Genomic DNA, 15,032 nt, shown 5'->3' with positions numbered 1-15,032 from the left:
CGTGCGAAAATAGGGGCGACGTCATGCGTCGCCCGATTTGCTTTCAGTAGTCGCTTTTTCCATTGCCCGGCAAAATGCCATCGGCACGAAACATCGCTTTAATTCCCCGCACCGCCTGACGAATACGATCGCAATTCTCAATCAGCGCAAAGCGCACATGCGTATCGCCATAGTCGCCAAAACCAATACCCGGCGAGACGCAAACCTTCGCCTCCTGCAATAGCCGTTTGGCAAACTCCAGCGATCCCTGCTCCGCATAGCGATCGGGGATTTTGGCCCAGACGTACATGGAAGCCCTGGGCATCTCAACCATCCAGCCTGCCTCATGCAGCCCTTTTACCAGCACGTCGCGGCGGCGTTTATACTGCTGCGCAATATCGCGCACGCACTGCTGATCGCCTTCCAGCGCGGCGATGGCCGCCACCTGCAGCGGCGTAAAAGTGCCGTAATCGTGATAGCTTTTGATACGCGCCAGCGCGTTCACCAGTTCTTTATTACCGACCATAAAACCGATGCGCCAGCCCGCCATGTTGTAGCTTTTCGACAGCGTAAAAAACTCAACCGCCACGTCGCGCGCACCTGGCACCTGCATAATAGAGGGCGCTTTCCAGCCGTCGTAGACGATGTCGGCGTAGGCCAGATCGTGGATCACCAGCACGTTGTACTGCTTCGCCAGCGCAATCACCCGCTCAAAGAAATCAAGCTCGACGCACTGCGCGGTAGGATTTGATGGGAAACCGAGGATCATCATTTTCGGCTTGGGATAACTTTCGCGGATCGCTCTTTCCAGCTCGTTAAAAAAGTCCACGCCAGCCACCAGCGGCACCGAGCGCACCTGTGCGCCAGCGATCACCGCGCCGTAAATATGAATGGGATAGCTGGGATTGGGCACCAGTACGGTATCACCATGATCAAGCGTCGCCAGCATCAGATGCGCCAGTCCCTCTTTCGAACCGATGGTAACAATCGCTTCCGATTCGGGATCGATCTCCACCTCATAACGGTCAGCGTACCAGCGTGAGATCGCCCGACGCAGACGCGGAATACCGCGCGAGGTAGAGTAGCCGTGCGTATCGTCACGCTGCGCCACCTGACATAGCTTTTCGACGATGTGCGGCGGCGTTGCGCCATCGGGGTTGCCCATGCTGAAATCGATAATATCTTCGCCGCGCCGACGCGCAGCCATTTTCAGCTCAGCGGTAATGTTAAAAACGTAAGGGGGGAGACGTTCAATACGCGAAAAACGACGAGACGAGCTGTTATCAGCCATAGCATCCTCAGAATATACGTAAGCGCCCGGACCGTCCGAGCGACGCTGACCACTGATGTGGTCGAATAATGAACATAGCCTGGCGGCGCTCCCCTTGTCGACAGGCCAGCAAAAATAAACTTTTTGTCGAGCCGGCTGGCGGAACATGCGAAGATCGTGGCGCCGTATGGCCACATTTTTTATGATGTTACTTCTTCATTACGCCACGAGATGCCTGTGCAATCTATATTTGATATGCTGCTGGCGGTGTTCGATCGCGCCGCTTTAATGCTGATTTGCCTGTTCTTTTTGACGCGCACGCGCCATTTCCGCCAGCTTTTGCAGAAAGATGAGCACTCCCGCCAGGAGCTGCTGGCGGTCACCGCGATCTTCTCGCTGTTTGCCCTGTTCAGCACCTGGTCGGCAGTAAATGTTGAAGGTTCCCTGCTGAACGTGCGTACTATCGCCGTAATGTCCGGCGGCATACTGTTTGGCCCATGGGTGGGTATCGCCACCGGGATTATCGCCGGGCTGCATCGTTTTTTAATCGATATCCACGGCGTCTCTTCGGTGCCCTGTTTAATTACCAGCATTATTGCCGGCATGGTTTCCGGCTGGATTAACCTGAAAGTGCCGAAAGCGCAGCGCTGGCGGCTCGGTATTCTTGGTGGGATGCTGTGCGAATCGCTGACCATGCTGCTGATTATTCTCTGGGCGACGCCGTCAGCGCTGGGCCTGGAGATTGTCTCTGAAATTTCAATTCCGATGATTCTGGGCGCGGTCAGTATCGGCCTGATTGTGCTGCTGGTGCAAAGCGTAGAGGGAGAGAAAGAGGCGGTTGCCGCGCGTCATGCCAAGCTGGCACTGGATATTGCCAATAAAACTCTGCCGCTGTTCCGTCAGGTAAACAGCGACTCGCTGCGTCAGGTCTGTGAGATCATTCGCAACGATATCAACGCCGATGCCGTCGCGATGACCAATAAGCATCAAATCCTGGCCTATGTCGGCTACGGCGAACAGCACTATCGTCAGGGCGATGATGGCCTGAGCCCCACCACACGCCAGGCGATCAACTACGGTAAAATCATTATTAAAAACAACGATGAGGCCTATCGCACGCGTGATATTCACTCAATGATTGTGATCCCGCTGTGGGAGAAAGGTGAAGTCACCGGCACGCTGAAAATCTATTATCGCCATGCGCATCGCATTACCTGGTCACTTAAGGAGATGGCGGTCGGCCTGTCGCAAATTATCTCTACTCAACTGGAGGTGTCGCGCACTGAGCAGCTGCGTGAAATGGCGAACAAGGCGGAACTGCGCGCGCTGCAAAGCAAGATTAATCCGCATTTCCTGTTTAACGCACTGAACGCGATCTCCTCTTCTATCCGGCTTAATCCCGATACTGCGCGCCAGCTGATTATTAATCTGTCGCGCTATTTACGTTACAACCTTGAGCTGAACGATGACGAGCCCATCGATATAAAAAAAGAGCTGTATCAGGTGAAGGATTATATCGCCATTGAACAGGCGCGCTTTGGCGATAAGCTGACGATGATTTATCACATCGACGAAGAGATAAACTGTACCCTTCCCAGCCTGCTGATCCAGCCGCTGGTGGAAAACGCTATCGTACATGGCATTCAGCCCTGCCGTGGTAAGGGCGTGGTGACGCTGTCGGTAGAGGATGTCGGCGATCGGGTACGGATTGCGGTACGCGATACAGGAAACGGCATCAGCGATGAGGTTATCGCGCGCGTGCAGCGTAACGAAATGCCGGGCAATAAGATTGGCCTGCTGAACGTACATCATCGCGTTAAACTGCTGTACGGCGGCGGGCTACAGATTACACAGCTGCATCCGGGCACGGAAATCGTGTTTTTCATCAGTAAGAACGGTGAAAAACTGCCGGAAAAAACGCTGTCGCTGACGGCCTGAAGGAGAGTGGTAAGTGAAAGCCATCATTGTGGAAGATGAGTTTTTGGCGCAGCAGGAACTGAGCTGGATGATTAAGCAGCACAGTCATATCGATATTGCAGCCTGTTTTGATGACGGCCTCGACGTGCTGAAATTCCTGCAGCACAACGAAGTGGACGTTATCTTTCTGGATATTAATATCCCCTCGCTGGATGGCGTTCTGCTGGCGCAAAACATCAGCAAGTTCGCCCATAAGCCGCAAATTGTTTTTATTACCGCCTGGAAAGAGCATGCGGTACAGGCATTTGAGCTGGAAGCGTTTGACTACATTCTTAAGCCCTACCACGAATCGCGCATTGTCAGCATGCTGCAAAAGCTGGAAGCGCACTGGCAGCAGCAGCAGCAGCCCGCCGCACCGGAAACCTCATCGCTGCGCCCGGTGGCGCAAACCGTTAATCTGATCAGGGATGAACGGATTATCGTTACGGATATCAATGAAATCTACTATCTGGAAGCGCATGAAAAGCTGACTTTCGTCTATACGCGTCGCGAGGAGTATGTGATGTCGGTGGCGATTAGCGAGTTTTGTAACCGACTGCCGGAAAGCCAGTTTTTCCGCTGCCATCGCTCCTACTGCGTAAACCTGAACAAGATCCGTGAAATCGAACCCTGGTTTAATAACACCTATCTTTTGCGGCTGCGCGATCTGGATTTTCAGGTGCCGGTGAGTCGCAGCAAAGTAAAAGCCTTTCGCCAGCTAATGCGTTTGTAAGCATGTCCGGGGTGGGATCGGCGTGCGAATGGTTAGCCTGCGCGCGCAGGCTAATCATGAATGTTGCGAAATTAAAGTACGCGTCCCAGCGTCTGGCGCAGATGCGCGCCTGCGCCCAGTAGTCCTGGCTGATCGTGCTTGATCATATAGACCGGAATATCATGCACGTAATCGCGGAAGCGGCCCTTGTCTTCAAACGCGGCGCGGAAGCCGGAGGCTTTAAAGAACTCAAGGAAGCGCGGCACAATACCGCCAGCAATATACACGCCGCCGAAAGTCCCCAGGGTAAGCGCCAGGTTACCGCCGAAGCGTCCCATAATTACGCAGAACAGCGACAGCGCGCGGCGACAGTCGATACAGCTATCGGCCAGCGCCCGCTCGGAAACATCTTTTGGTTTCAGATTTTCCGGCTCGCGCTTATCGGATTTAACAATGGCGCGATAGAGGTTAACCAGACCGGCGCCAGACAATACGCGCTCAGCTGAAACATGGCCCAGCTCTTCACGCAGCACGCGCAGGATCAGATCTTCTTCCACGCTGTTTGGGGCGAAATCAACGTGCCCGCCCTCGCCTGGCAGGCTAACCCAGCGGCGATCGACATGCACCAGATGCGCCACGCCCAGCCCGGTGCCTGCGCCATACACGGCGATGGGCTTATCTTTTACCGCTGCGCCGCCGCCAAACTGAATAACATCCTCTTCAGTCAGCATCGGGATCGCCATAGAGACTGCGGTAAAATCGTTAATGATTTCCAGATGATCAAATGCCAGGTTGGCTTTCAGCGCTTTGGTAGAGAACGCCCAGTCGTGATTGGTCATTTCTACCCAGTCTTCGGTAATCGGGCAGGCGATGGCGATACAACCATCTTTTACATCCTGCTGCTGCTCTTCCAGAAACAGACGAATCACCTCTTCCAGTCCATGATGTTCTGAGGTGGAATATGTCGTTACCTGAGAAATCAGGCCGGTTTCTACTTCACACAGCGCCAGGCGCGCGTTGGTACCGCCAACGTCACCCACCAAAGCGTATTTAGTCATTATTCTGCTGCTCCGCTTATGTCAATTCACTACGGGACACTATAAATTTCCCCCGGTAAAACAACAACGCTCATTAAAACGAAAGCGCTTTGCCAAATTGCCCGTTACCTTAACCGTGAAAGTCCGTGCTGAACAGCACCATCTTTCTGAAATCACTGTGCTGAATTACGCTGATGCAGCGAGGCGGAGACCTGCTGCAGTAAAGGCGGCATATCAAGACGCGGCAGCACCACTTCAACCAGGGAAAGTCGGCGCGCGTCGGCAATCAGCTTCAGGACTTCAGTAAGCTGTACCGTTTCCAGTACGCGCCAGCTTTGCGCCGGACACGCGGTACTCAACGCCTGCGGTATTTGCGTCCAGTTCCAGTCGGCAATATCGTTATAGCGCTGACTGGCGCCGTTAATGGCGCGCTCAACGGTATAGCCGCCATTATTTAACACAAAAATCAGCGGCTTCAGGTTATCGCGCATCATCGAGCTCAGCTCCTGCACCGTTAATTGCGCCGACCCATCGCCAATAAGCAGGATGACTCGCCGTTCAGGCTCTGCGGTCTGGGCGCCAAAGGCCGCTGGCAAAGTATAGCCGATAGATCCCCATAACGGCTGCACCACCAGCTTCGCGCCCGTAGGCAGACGCAACGCCGCTGCGCCAAACGCCGCGGTGCCCTGCTCCGCCACCAGTAGATCTCCTGGCTGCAGAAATGCCTGTATCGCCTGCCAGAACGCATTTTGTGTCAGGCCCGGCTGGTCATTTGCTGCCAGCGGCGCGGGCTGACAATAATCCAGCGTCCAGCGCGCGGCGTAACGCTGGCAGAGCTGCCGGAGTTCTTCAATGACCGTAGACATCGGCAGCGAATCGAACCTCTGCCCGGCGACCGTTACGCTAAAAGGCTGTACGTCGATGTTTTTTGCCGTCCCGATTTGCTGGGTAAAGCCAACCGTAATGGTATCTGTGAAGCGTACGCCGACAGTAATAATAACATCCGCCTGCTCAATCACCCGCCGCGTCCCATCAGCGCACCCCTCCCCGGCGTAGGTTCCGGCAAAGCCTGTACGCTGCTCATCCAGTACCCCTTTCCCCATCAGCAGCGTGGCGTGCGGCAGCGGAACCGTCTCCAGCCAGTGCGCCAGCTGCTGCTGTACGCCAAAACGGTCGGCCAAAAAATCTGCCAGCAGCGATACGCTGCGCGCGCCTGAAAGCAGCGCTTCCGCCGCACAGCGAAAAGCCTGCAGCGCCTGGTCATCGGGCTGCGTCTGAAGAGTTAACGGCTGCCCGGGCGAACAAGCCGGCGCGCCTGCGACATCGACCGGTAACAGCAAATAGCCTGGTCGCCGTTGCGTCAGCGCTTCGCGCATAACCCGATCGATCTCCACGCAGGCGTTATCGGCGGTAAGAGTCGCCTGTGCTACCGTTACCTCGCGCTGCATACGCAAAAAATGGCTGAAATCGCCGTCGCCCAGTGAGTGATGAATAAGATCGCCACGCTGCTGCGCCGATAAAGAGGGTGCACCAACAATATGGATCACCGGCACATATTCCGCGTAGCTGCCCGCAATGCCGTTAATCGCGCTAAGCTCACCGACGCCAAAGGTTGTCAGCAACGCACCTGCGCGACGACTGCGGGCATAGCCATCTGCGGCGTAAGCCGCGTTTAGCTCATTGGCGCAGCCCACCCATGCCAGCCGTGGATGGGCGATAACCCGATCGAGAAACGCCAGGTTGAAATCTCCCGGCACGCCAAACAGGTGATCGATACCGATTTCATTCAGACGCTGTAGCAGATAATCACTTACCGTTAAGCCAGACATAGCAGACTCCTTGCGTAATCAGGTCATTTCAGTATCGATTATTCTGCTGCCACGTCGACATACGATATTGTTATCTTCAGGCGCGACGTGGCAAGCGGGCGTTACGCCTGCGAATTTTTCTGTAATTGCGATCCGCCCCGCGGCTTTCACTTTGTGTAAACGTATACACTGCTAAGCTTCCTGTTTAACCTTTTCTTTCTTCAGGGAATCGCCATGTACTATCAACCCGCCGCTGAGCGCTATCAGCAGATGGATTATCGCCGCTCTGGCCGCAGCGGCCTTAAGCTGCCCGCTATTTCTCTCGGCCTGTGGCATAACTTTGGCGATAGCACGCGCGTGGACAATAGCCGCGCCCTGCTGCGTCACGCTTTTGACGCCGGCATTACACATTTTGACCTCGCCAATAATTACGGTCCGCCGCCGGGTTCCGCCGAGGAAAATTTTGGCCGTATCCTGCGGGAAGATTTTCACGCCTGGCGCGATGAGCTGATTATCTCGACCAAAGCAGGCTACACCATGTGGGATGGGCCCTACGGCGACTGGGGTTCGCGTAAATATCTGATCGCCAGCCTTGATCAAAGCCTGAAGCGTATGGGACTGGAATATGTCGATATTTTTTATCATCACCGTCCCGATCCGGAAACGCCGCTGGAAGAGACCATGATGGCGCTGGATCAGGTAGTGCGTCAGGGCAAAGCGCTGTATGCCGCGATCTCTAACTATCCCGCCGAGCAGGCGGCAGAAGCGATTAAAATTTTGCGCGATCTGGGAACGCCGTGCCTGATTCATCAGCCAAAGTATTCGATGTTTGAGCGTAAGCCGGAAGAAGGCCTGCTGGATACGCTACAGCGCGAGGGCGTAGGCTGTATCGCCTTTTCACCGCTGGCGGGCGGCGTGCTGACCGATCGTTATCTGCAGGGCGTACCGGAAGATTCCCGTGCCGCCAGCGGCAGCCGCTTTTTGAATGCTGAACAGCTGACCACAGATAAAATGGAGAAGGTGCAGCAGCTCAATGCCATTGCGCAGCGCCGTGGACAGAAACTGGCGCAAATGGCGCTGGCCTGGGTACTGCGTCAGCCAGCCATGACCAGCGTATTGATTGGTGCCAGTAAAACCAGCCAAATCGACGATGCAGTACAGATGCTACAGCAAAGCCCTCTGAGCGCAGAGGACCTGCAGGATATTGAGCGCGTGCTGCGTTAAGCCCTCCTCTGGCTGCCCCGGCGCAGCCAGAAAAATCTCAATTCAGATTATCCTTAACTTTTTCAGATATGCGCCGATGTTATGCCTGAGCTTTCTTTATATGCTGGCGCCACAGTGCTGCTGTTTGCGCACTGATAAGGAGAAACATGAAACGTGCCATTATTTTTGCCGCTTTGCTGGCAACCTTGTCCCCTTTAGCTACACACACAGCACAGGCGGATGGCGCCACAATTACTCTGGCTCCGGGCGTGACGTTGCAACTGGGCGATCGCGATCGCCAGGGTCAATACTGGGATGGCGGACACTGGCGCGACGGTCGCTGGTGGCACGATCGCTATGAATGGCAGCAGGGCCGCTGGTGGCGTCATGAGCAATGGCGACGTCATCACGAATGGGAGCGCCAGCAATGGCAGCGGGAACGGGAGTGGCGACATCATGAGCGCGCTCGTGAACGCGAACACCGTAAATGGGAAAAACGCCGCGAACGCGACCACCGACAGTGGGAAAAACATCGTGAGCATGAGTATCGCCAGTGGGAAAAGCATCATCGCGACTAAGCGCCCGTGCGCTTAAGCAACTGGCCGTAGCTGTACGATAAAATCGATGTCCGATCCAGAAAACACCCGGCGCCGTATTAATGGCGCTTAGTTTCAACCAAGACCCAACGCTTCTCCGACCAGCAGGTAAATATTCAGCGTAACCACCAGCGCGACAATCACCCAGCCCACGGTTTGCATGATACGAGAGTTAGTCATATCTCCCATCAGCTCTTTCTTGCCGGTAAACACCAGCAGCGGTACCAGCGCCAGCGCGATACCAAAGCTTAACAGTACCTGACTCATTACCAGGATACGCGTAGGATCCCAACCCGCCATGATGACCACAAAAGAGGGCAGCATAGTAATCGTCCGGCGCAGCCACAGCGGGATATAAAAGTGAATAAAGCCCTGCATCACTACCTGCCCCGCCAGCGTACCGACAACCGTGGAGGAGAGTCCCGCCGCCACCAGACTCAGACCAAAGACTAACGCAGCAGCATCGCTTAACAACGGTTTCAGCGTCAGATAGGCCTGATCGAGATCCGCTACGCCGGCATGTCCATTAAAATGGAAAGCCGCTGCCGCCGTGGCCATCATTGCCAGATTCACAAAGCCAGCAATGGTCATGGCGATCGCCACATCCAGCTTGGTGGAGGAGTAACGTTCGCTGCGCGAGCTGCCGCGTCCGCCGTTTTGCGTCAGCGAAGAGTGCAGATAAATCACGTGCGGCATAATGGTTGCGCCCAGCACGCCCGCTGCGAGAAATACCGCATCAGCCGTGGGCAGCGAAGGCACGGCCATTCCGCGCGCCAGCTCGCTCATTTGCGGCTGGGAGAAGAACAGCTCAACGATATAAGCCGCAGCAACAAACAGCAGCAGCCCACCTATAACCAGCTCCAGCGGCTTTTGACCACGGCTTTGCAGCATTAAAATTAAAAAGGTCGCGACGCCGGTAAGCACGGCTCCCTGCAACAGCGAGATCCCCAACAGCATCTTAAAGCCGAGCGCGGCGCCGATAAACTCAGCCAGATCGGTGGCCATAGCGATAATTTCTGCCTGTACCCAATAAAACCATACCGCCGGGCGCGGAAAGCGATCGCGGATATGCTCAGCAAGATTTTTTCCGGTGGCGATGCCCAGCTTGGCGGACATCAGCTGAATAATCGTCGCCATAATATTGGCCCAGACCACTACCCACAGCAGCTTATAGCCGTAAGAAGCGCCCGCCTGAATATTAGTGGCGAAGTTACCAGGATCGATATAACCAATGGCCGCAATAAAGGCCGGCCCCAGCAAAGCCAGCTTTATCTTACGGGCTCCGCGTGCTGCTCGTTCCGCGGTGCGGCTTTCTAACATAGTCATTATCCTGTCTAAAAGTTATGTCACCCTTACAGCGTAAAGGGACGTAAGGCAAGGTAAAATAAGGTTGTCGTTATCGTTGTGATAGCTCGCGCTATAAAGTATAGCAAATGCTATATCTGTATTCACAATAGCCGACTGTTTAACAAGCATCAACCCACTAACTGTAGGCCATCCCAAAAATGTTAACAATGCAGATGTGGTTTTTTTAATCGGTGTTACAGTTGTGATCGGGATGCCTTTTCTGACGCAAGTTGCTATAGGCAATTGTTATATTGTGGAGTTGATCTCGTTTTTACGCCCGGTGTTACATAGAATACGCAGCGAAATATAATCTGCCTCAAATTTGGAGCATACATGTCCCGCATTTTGCATTTTGTTCTGGCGCTGGTGGTGGTTGCGTTACTGGCCTTACTGGTTAGCCGCGATCGTAAAAATATCCGCGTCCGTTTTATCATACAGCTACTGGTAATTGAGGTTCTGCTTGCCTGGTTCTTCCTCAATTCAGAAGCTGGCCTGGGATTCGTGAAAGGCTTTGCCGGCCTGTTTGATTATTTGCTGAAATACGCTGCTGAAGGGACCAACTTCGTATTCGGTGGTATGAATGATAAAGGTCTGGCGTTCTTCTTCCTTAATGTTCTCTGCCCTATCGTCTTTATCTCTGCCCTGATTGGTATCCTGCAGCACTTCCGCATTCTGCCCATCGTTATTCGCGCTATCGGCACGGTACTGTCGAAAGTCAACGGCATGGGCAAGCTGGAATCCTTTAACGCGGTGAGCTCACTGATTTTGGGACAGTCAGAAAACTTTATCGCCTATAAGGATATCCTCGGGCAGATGTCGCAGCGCCGGATGTACACCATGGCCGCAACCGCAATGTCCACTGTCTCCATGTCTATCGTGGGGGCGTATATGACCATGCTGCAGCCACAGTATGTGGTGGCCGCGCTGGTGCTGAATATGTTCAGTACCTTTATTGTACTGTCGTTGATCAACCCCTACCGCGTCGACAGCGAAGAAGATTTGCAGCTGAGCGATCTGCATAAAGGGCAGAGCTTCTTTGAAATGCTGGGCGAATATATCCTTGCCGGTTTCCGCGTGGCGATTATCGTTGCGGCGATGCTGATTGGCTTTATTGCTATTATTGCCGGGATTAACGCACTGTTTGATGCGATTTTCGGCATCAGCTTCCAGGGCGTGCTGGGCTACGTCTTCTTCCCGTTCGCCTGGGTGATGGGCGTACCGTCCAGCGAAGCGCTGCAGGTGGGCAGTATCATGGCAACCAAGCTGGTTTCCAATGAGTTCGTGGCCATGATGGATCTGCAAAAAATTGCCGGACAGCTCTCTCCGCGCGGTGAAGGCATCCTTTCTGTGTTCCTGGTTTCTTTTGCTAACTTCTCTTCTATCGGCATCGTAGCCGGTGCGATCAAAGGTTTGCATGAAGAACAGGGCAACGTGGTATCACGCTTCGGCCTGAAGCTGCTGTATGGCTCTACGCTGGTCAGCGTACTGTCAGCGTCTATCGCCGGTCTGGTGCTCTCCTGATCGCATCAGCATTGAAAAAAACCGGGCATGGCCCGGTTTTTTTATACCCGTGGATAACAGGCTTAATAATGTACCCTTGGGCAGATAAGCAGATAAGCAGATAAGCAGATAAGCAGATAAGCAGATAAGCAGATAAGCAAACAGTAACTAACGGGAAATAATAAGAAGATAAAACCGAAAGGAAAATGGTGGAGATAAGCGGGATCGAACCGCTGACCTCTTGCATGCCATGCAAGCGCTCTCCCAGCTGAGCTATACCCCCACATCAGATGATTACCGTGACCAAACCTGTTGGGATAAGATTTGGTGGAGCTAAGCGGGATCGAACCGCTGACCTCTTGCATGCCATGCAAGCGCTCTCCCAGCTGAGCTATAGCCCCATACCGGATAATCGTGTCGTGTTGACGGAGCGCATGATATGAAACCGCCTCCAGGGTGTCAACGGCAAATTCAAAATCTGTGTTTGATCGCTGAAAAAGACGTCAAACGAAATTAAACCTCGTCAGCATCAGGAGTGTCAGTTACCAGATAATCTTCCTTAAAACACGCTTCTGGCTGTGAGCTATCGTGCAGGTTGCCGTTGGGGAAAGATTTATTACTGGCCGGTCCTGATCATACCCGTTTTGTTGTTAATTTTGAGTTAATGTCTTTATGAAAAGGTACTTGTTATTGTTAATTTGCTATGCAAAACTTCGCGCGCTAATTAATTTATCGGTTGATCGAGTCCGCTCTGGCTGCCTTCTGCCGCCGACGAGAAGCGAAAACCTCCATTATTCTTTGACTAACACCAGAGCTACTATGTCCTTACATTCACCTAAAGAAATCGCTGCCATTGCTATTCAGTCTGGCGTGGCAAAAAGTCGTCTTTCTATTCCGTCTCTGTTGATCCTTGGCTTTATGGCTGGTGCATTTATTGCCACCGGCTTTCTGCTTGATCTCCATGTGATTAATAAACTGCCAGCGGACTGGGGTTCCTTCGGCGGCTTCCTTGGCGCTGCGGTCTTTCCGGTTGGCCTGATCCTCACTATTCTTGCGGGCGGCGAACTGCTGACTGGCAACATGATGACGATGCCTATTGCCTGGTTTGCCCGTCAGGTAAGCGGCCTCAGCGTGCTGCGTAACTGGTTCTGGATCACCATCGCTAACTTCATCGGCAGCGTGGCCGTTGCCTGGTTCTTTGGTCATCTGCTTGGCATGACAGAAGGAGATTACCTGAATAAAACCGTTGCCATCGCCACAGCAAAAGTAAATGCCGATTTCATGCACGCCTTTATCTCCGGCATTGGCTGTAACTGGCTGGTTTGTCTTGCCGTCTGGCTGGCCTTCGCCAGTAAAGATATGGTGGGTAAAATCTTTGGTGCCTGGTTCCCGGTAATGGCTTTTGTTGCTATCGGCTTTCAGCACGTGGTTGCCAACATGTTTATTATTCCTGCGGCAATTTTCGCAGGTCATCTTAGCTGGGCTGAATACCTGCCGAACTTTATTGCGGTCTTTCTTGGCAATGGCGTTGGCGGTGCGATTTTTGTCGGCCTCGCCTATTTCCTCGCCTTCCGTCCAGCTGTAGAAAGCGCCACTACCCCGCGCTAATCTTGTTTGTCCTCTGCCTGCGGGCAGAGGATATAACCTTCCTGTTAGTGATCCTCGTTAGTTAATCGCATGACTTTTTCATGTAATATATTCGCCTGTTGCTTAAGTTTACAGGGAATGAAACGTGAAAGAGGAATGGTTAACGCCGGAAGAGCTTGCCCAACGGACAGGCTATACGCGTCAGACAATCAATAAATGGATTAAGCGCGAGCAGTGGATAACGAAACCCAAGCCCGGCGTACAAGGTGGTAAAGCGCGCGTGGTAAAAATTGATGAAAGGGTGACGGCCTTTTTGGATGATACCCGCCACGCTGCGGAGCCAGCCGGGACTTACCTGGTAAGATCCAATACGCTGCCCGCGCTACTGACTTCTTTTGTTCAGCAGATGACTCCGCAAGAACAGGAAAACCTGCAGAAATTGTTGCTGCGTGAAGGCGTCACAGGGCTTCTTCAACGGCTGGGGATTGAAAGCAAGTAAAAAAAACCGGAAGCATGCTTCCGGTTTTTTTATCTGCCGCAAGGAGGATTTAGCCCTGCGCTTCACGTTCGCTGATATAGGCCAACGCTTTTTCAATACGCGCCACCGCACGCGAGCGGCCAATCGCCTGCACCGTCACGTCCAGTGCCGGTGACTGCCCTGCTCCGGTTACCGCTACGCGCAGCGGCATGCCTACTTTCCCCATGCCTACTTCCAGCTCATCCGCCGTCGACTGAATAGCATGGTGAACGTTCTCTGCTGTCCAGTCGCTGATTGCTGCCAGTTTATCACGCACCACTTCCAGCGGCTGACGCGCAACCGGACGCAGATGCTTTTTCGCCGCATCCGCATCAAAGGTCTCGAACTCTTCATAGAAATAGCGGCAGCTGGCGGCCATTTCTTTCAGTGTCTTACAACGTTCGCCCAGTAATTTCACCAGCTGCGCCAGTTCAGGACCGGTACGGGTATCAATTTGCGCCTGCTCAATGTGCCACTGTAAATGCGTAGCGACATATTCCGGCGCCAGGCTATTAATATAGTGATGGTTCAGCCACTGCAGCTTTTCAGTATTGAAAGCGCTGGCTGACTTGCTGACCGCATCCAGTGAAAACAGCTGTTTCATCTCTTCAATCGAGAAGATCTCTTGATCGCCGTGGGACCAGCCCAGACGCACCAGATAGTTGAGTAGCGCTTCCGGCAGATAACCATCATCACGATACTGCATGACGCCTACCGCGCCGTGACGCTTGGAAAGCTTTTTCCCATCGTCGCCAAGGATCATGGAAACGTGCGCGTAAACCGGCACCTGCGCGCCAATTGCCTGCAGGATATTAATCTGACGCGGCGTGTTATTGATATGGTCTTCACCACGAATGACGTGGGTGATGCCCATATCCCAGTCATCAATCACGACACAGAAGTTGTAGGTCGGCGAACCATCGGTACGACGGATAATCAGATCGTCCAGCTCCTGGTTACTGAACTCAATCGGACCACGGATCTGATCGTCAAACACCACAGAACCTTCCTGTGGGTTACGGAAGCGCACCACATGCGGTTCATTATCAGCATGATGTTCATGACTGTCACGGCAGCGGCCGTCGTAGCGTGGCTTTTCGCCGTTCGCCATTTGCGTTTCGCGCAGCTGCTCCAGGCGCTCTTTAGAGCAGTAGCATTTATAGGCCGTCCCCGCTTCCAGCATCTCGTCAATCACGGCGTTGTAGCGATCGAAACGTTTGGTCTGATAATACGGACCCTCATCCCAGTCCAGATTCAGCCAGTTCATGCCATCCATAATGGCATCGATCGCCTGCTGCGTGGAGCGCTCCAGATCGGTATCTTCAATGCGCAGGACAAATTCACCGCCGTGATTACGAGCAAACAGCCAGGAGTAGAGTGCGGTACGAGCGCCGCCAACGTGCAAATAGCCGGTCGGACTGGGCGCGAAACGGGTTTTGATTTTCATTGAGCTTGCCTTAGTGCGCAGATTTTCTGCGGAATGACAGAAAAGATGATTTTCATGCATTGTTTAAGTGCGC

General features: G+C 53.5%; 12 protein-coding genes and 2 tRNA genes. 7 read left to right on the top strand and 7 right to left on the bottom strand.

Annotated features, from left to right (window positions below):
* Nucleotides 1-43: 43 nt before the first annotated feature.
* On the bottom strand, nucleotides 44-1,270 hold the full coding sequence (gene alaC / locus B1H58_RS13120; protein WP_085070936.1) for an alanine transaminase: 1,227 nt from the start codon (nucleotides 1,268-1,270) through the stop codon (nucleotides 44-46).
* 234 nt (nucleotides 1,271-1,504) lie between these two features.
* Between alaC and B1H58_RS13115 the strand changes: the two genes are divergently transcribed.
* Both B1H58_RS13115 and B1H58_RS13110 read left to right on the top strand, forming a co-directional pair.
* Nucleotides 1,505-3,187, top strand: a complete 1,683-nt coding sequence (locus B1H58_RS13115; protein WP_085072310.1) for a sensor histidine kinase — start codon at nucleotides 1,505-1,507, stop codon at nucleotides 3,185-3,187.
* Between the two features lie 13 nt (nucleotides 3,188-3,200).
* Complete coding sequence (locus B1H58_RS13110) at nucleotides 3,201-3,938, top strand: LytR/AlgR family response regulator transcription factor (protein WP_085070935.1); 738 nt, start codon at nucleotides 3,201-3,203, stop codon at nucleotides 3,936-3,938.
* Between the two features lie 71 nt (nucleotides 3,939-4,009).
* Here the strand turns inward: B1H58_RS13110 and glk are convergent, their stop codons facing one another.
* Nucleotides 4,010-4,975: a glucokinase gene (gene glk, locus B1H58_RS13105; RefSeq protein WP_085070934.1), complete on the bottom strand. Its 966-nt coding sequence runs from the start codon at nucleotides 4,973-4,975 to the stop codon at nucleotides 4,010-4,012.
* A 152-nt stretch (nucleotides 4,976-5,127) separates the two neighbouring features.
* Nucleotides 5,128-6,783 carry an alpha-keto acid decarboxylase family protein gene (locus tag B1H58_RS13100; protein ID WP_085070933.1) on the bottom strand — a complete coding sequence of 552 codons (1,656 nt, stop codon included), beginning with the start codon at nucleotides 6,781-6,783 and terminating at the stop codon, nucleotides 5,128-5,130.
* 213 nt (nucleotides 6,784-6,996) lie between these two features.
* Between B1H58_RS13100 and mgrA the strand changes: the two genes are divergently transcribed.
* Together mgrA and B1H58_RS13090 are read left to right on the top strand one after the other, a co-directional pair.
* A complete protein-coding gene (mgrA, locus tag B1H58_RS13095) occupies nucleotides 6,997-7,986 on the top strand; it encodes an L-glyceraldehyde 3-phosphate reductase (RefSeq protein WP_085070932.1) in 990 nt (329 codons plus the stop codon).
* 146 nt (nucleotides 7,987-8,132) lie between these two features.
* Nucleotides 8,133-8,543: a DUF2502 domain-containing protein gene (locus B1H58_RS13090; protein ID WP_085070931.1), complete on the top strand. Its 411-nt coding sequence runs from the start codon at nucleotides 8,133-8,135 to the stop codon at nucleotides 8,541-8,543.
* A gap of 93 nt (nucleotides 8,544-8,636) precedes the next feature.
* On the opposite strand, the gene B1H58_RS13085 is transcribed toward B1H58_RS13090, so the two are convergent.
* Nucleotides 8,637-9,881: an Nramp family divalent metal transporter gene (locus B1H58_RS13085; RefSeq protein WP_085070930.1), complete on the bottom strand. Its 1,245-nt coding sequence runs from the start codon at nucleotides 9,879-9,881 to the stop codon at nucleotides 8,637-8,639.
* 360 nt (nucleotides 9,882-10,241) lie between these two features.
* On the opposite strand from B1H58_RS13085, the gene B1H58_RS13080 reads away from it, so the two are divergent.
* Nucleotides 10,242-11,429 (top strand): NupC/NupG family nucleoside CNT transporter, encoded by a 1,188-nt coding sequence (locus B1H58_RS13080; protein ID WP_085070929.1) that lies wholly within the window; start codon nucleotides 10,242-10,244, stop codon nucleotides 11,427-11,429.
* 186 nt (nucleotides 11,430-11,615) lie between these two features.
* Here B1H58_RS13080 and B1H58_RS13075 read toward each other — a convergent pair.
* Nucleotides 11,616-11,691 (bottom strand) — tRNA-Ala (locus tag B1H58_RS13075).
* Nucleotides 11,692-11,733: 42 nt separating this feature from the next.
* Nucleotides 11,734-11,809 (bottom strand) — tRNA-Ala (locus tag B1H58_RS13070).
* A gap of 418 nt (nucleotides 11,810-12,227) precedes the next feature.
* On the opposite strand from B1H58_RS13070, the gene B1H58_RS13065 reads away from it, so the two are divergent.
* A complete protein-coding gene (locus tag B1H58_RS13065; protein ID WP_085070928.1) occupies nucleotides 12,228-13,016 on the top strand; it encodes a formate/nitrite transporter family protein in 789 nt (262 codons plus the stop codon).
* 124 nt (nucleotides 13,017-13,140) lie between these two features.
* A complete protein-coding gene (locus tag B1H58_RS13060; RefSeq protein ID WP_085070927.1) occupies nucleotides 13,141-13,494 on the top strand; it encodes a YfeC-like transcriptional regulator in 354 nt (117 codons plus the stop codon).
* A 49-nt stretch (nucleotides 13,495-13,543) separates the two neighbouring features.
* Here the strand turns inward: B1H58_RS13060 and gltX are convergent, their stop codons facing one another.
* On the bottom strand, nucleotides 13,544-14,959 hold the full coding sequence (gene gltX, locus B1H58_RS13055; protein WP_085072309.1) for a glutamate--tRNA ligase: 1,416 nt from the start codon (nucleotides 14,957-14,959) through the stop codon (nucleotides 13,544-13,546).
* Nucleotides 14,960-15,032: the final 73 nt, after the last annotated feature.

Origin of the sequence: Pantoea alhagi, from assembly GCF_002101395.1 — a bacterium.
GTDB lineage: Bacteria > Pseudomonadota > Gammaproteobacteria > Enterobacterales > Enterobacteriaceae > Mixta > Mixta alhagi.
This window is presented reverse-complemented; position numbering and strand designations above follow the sequence as displayed.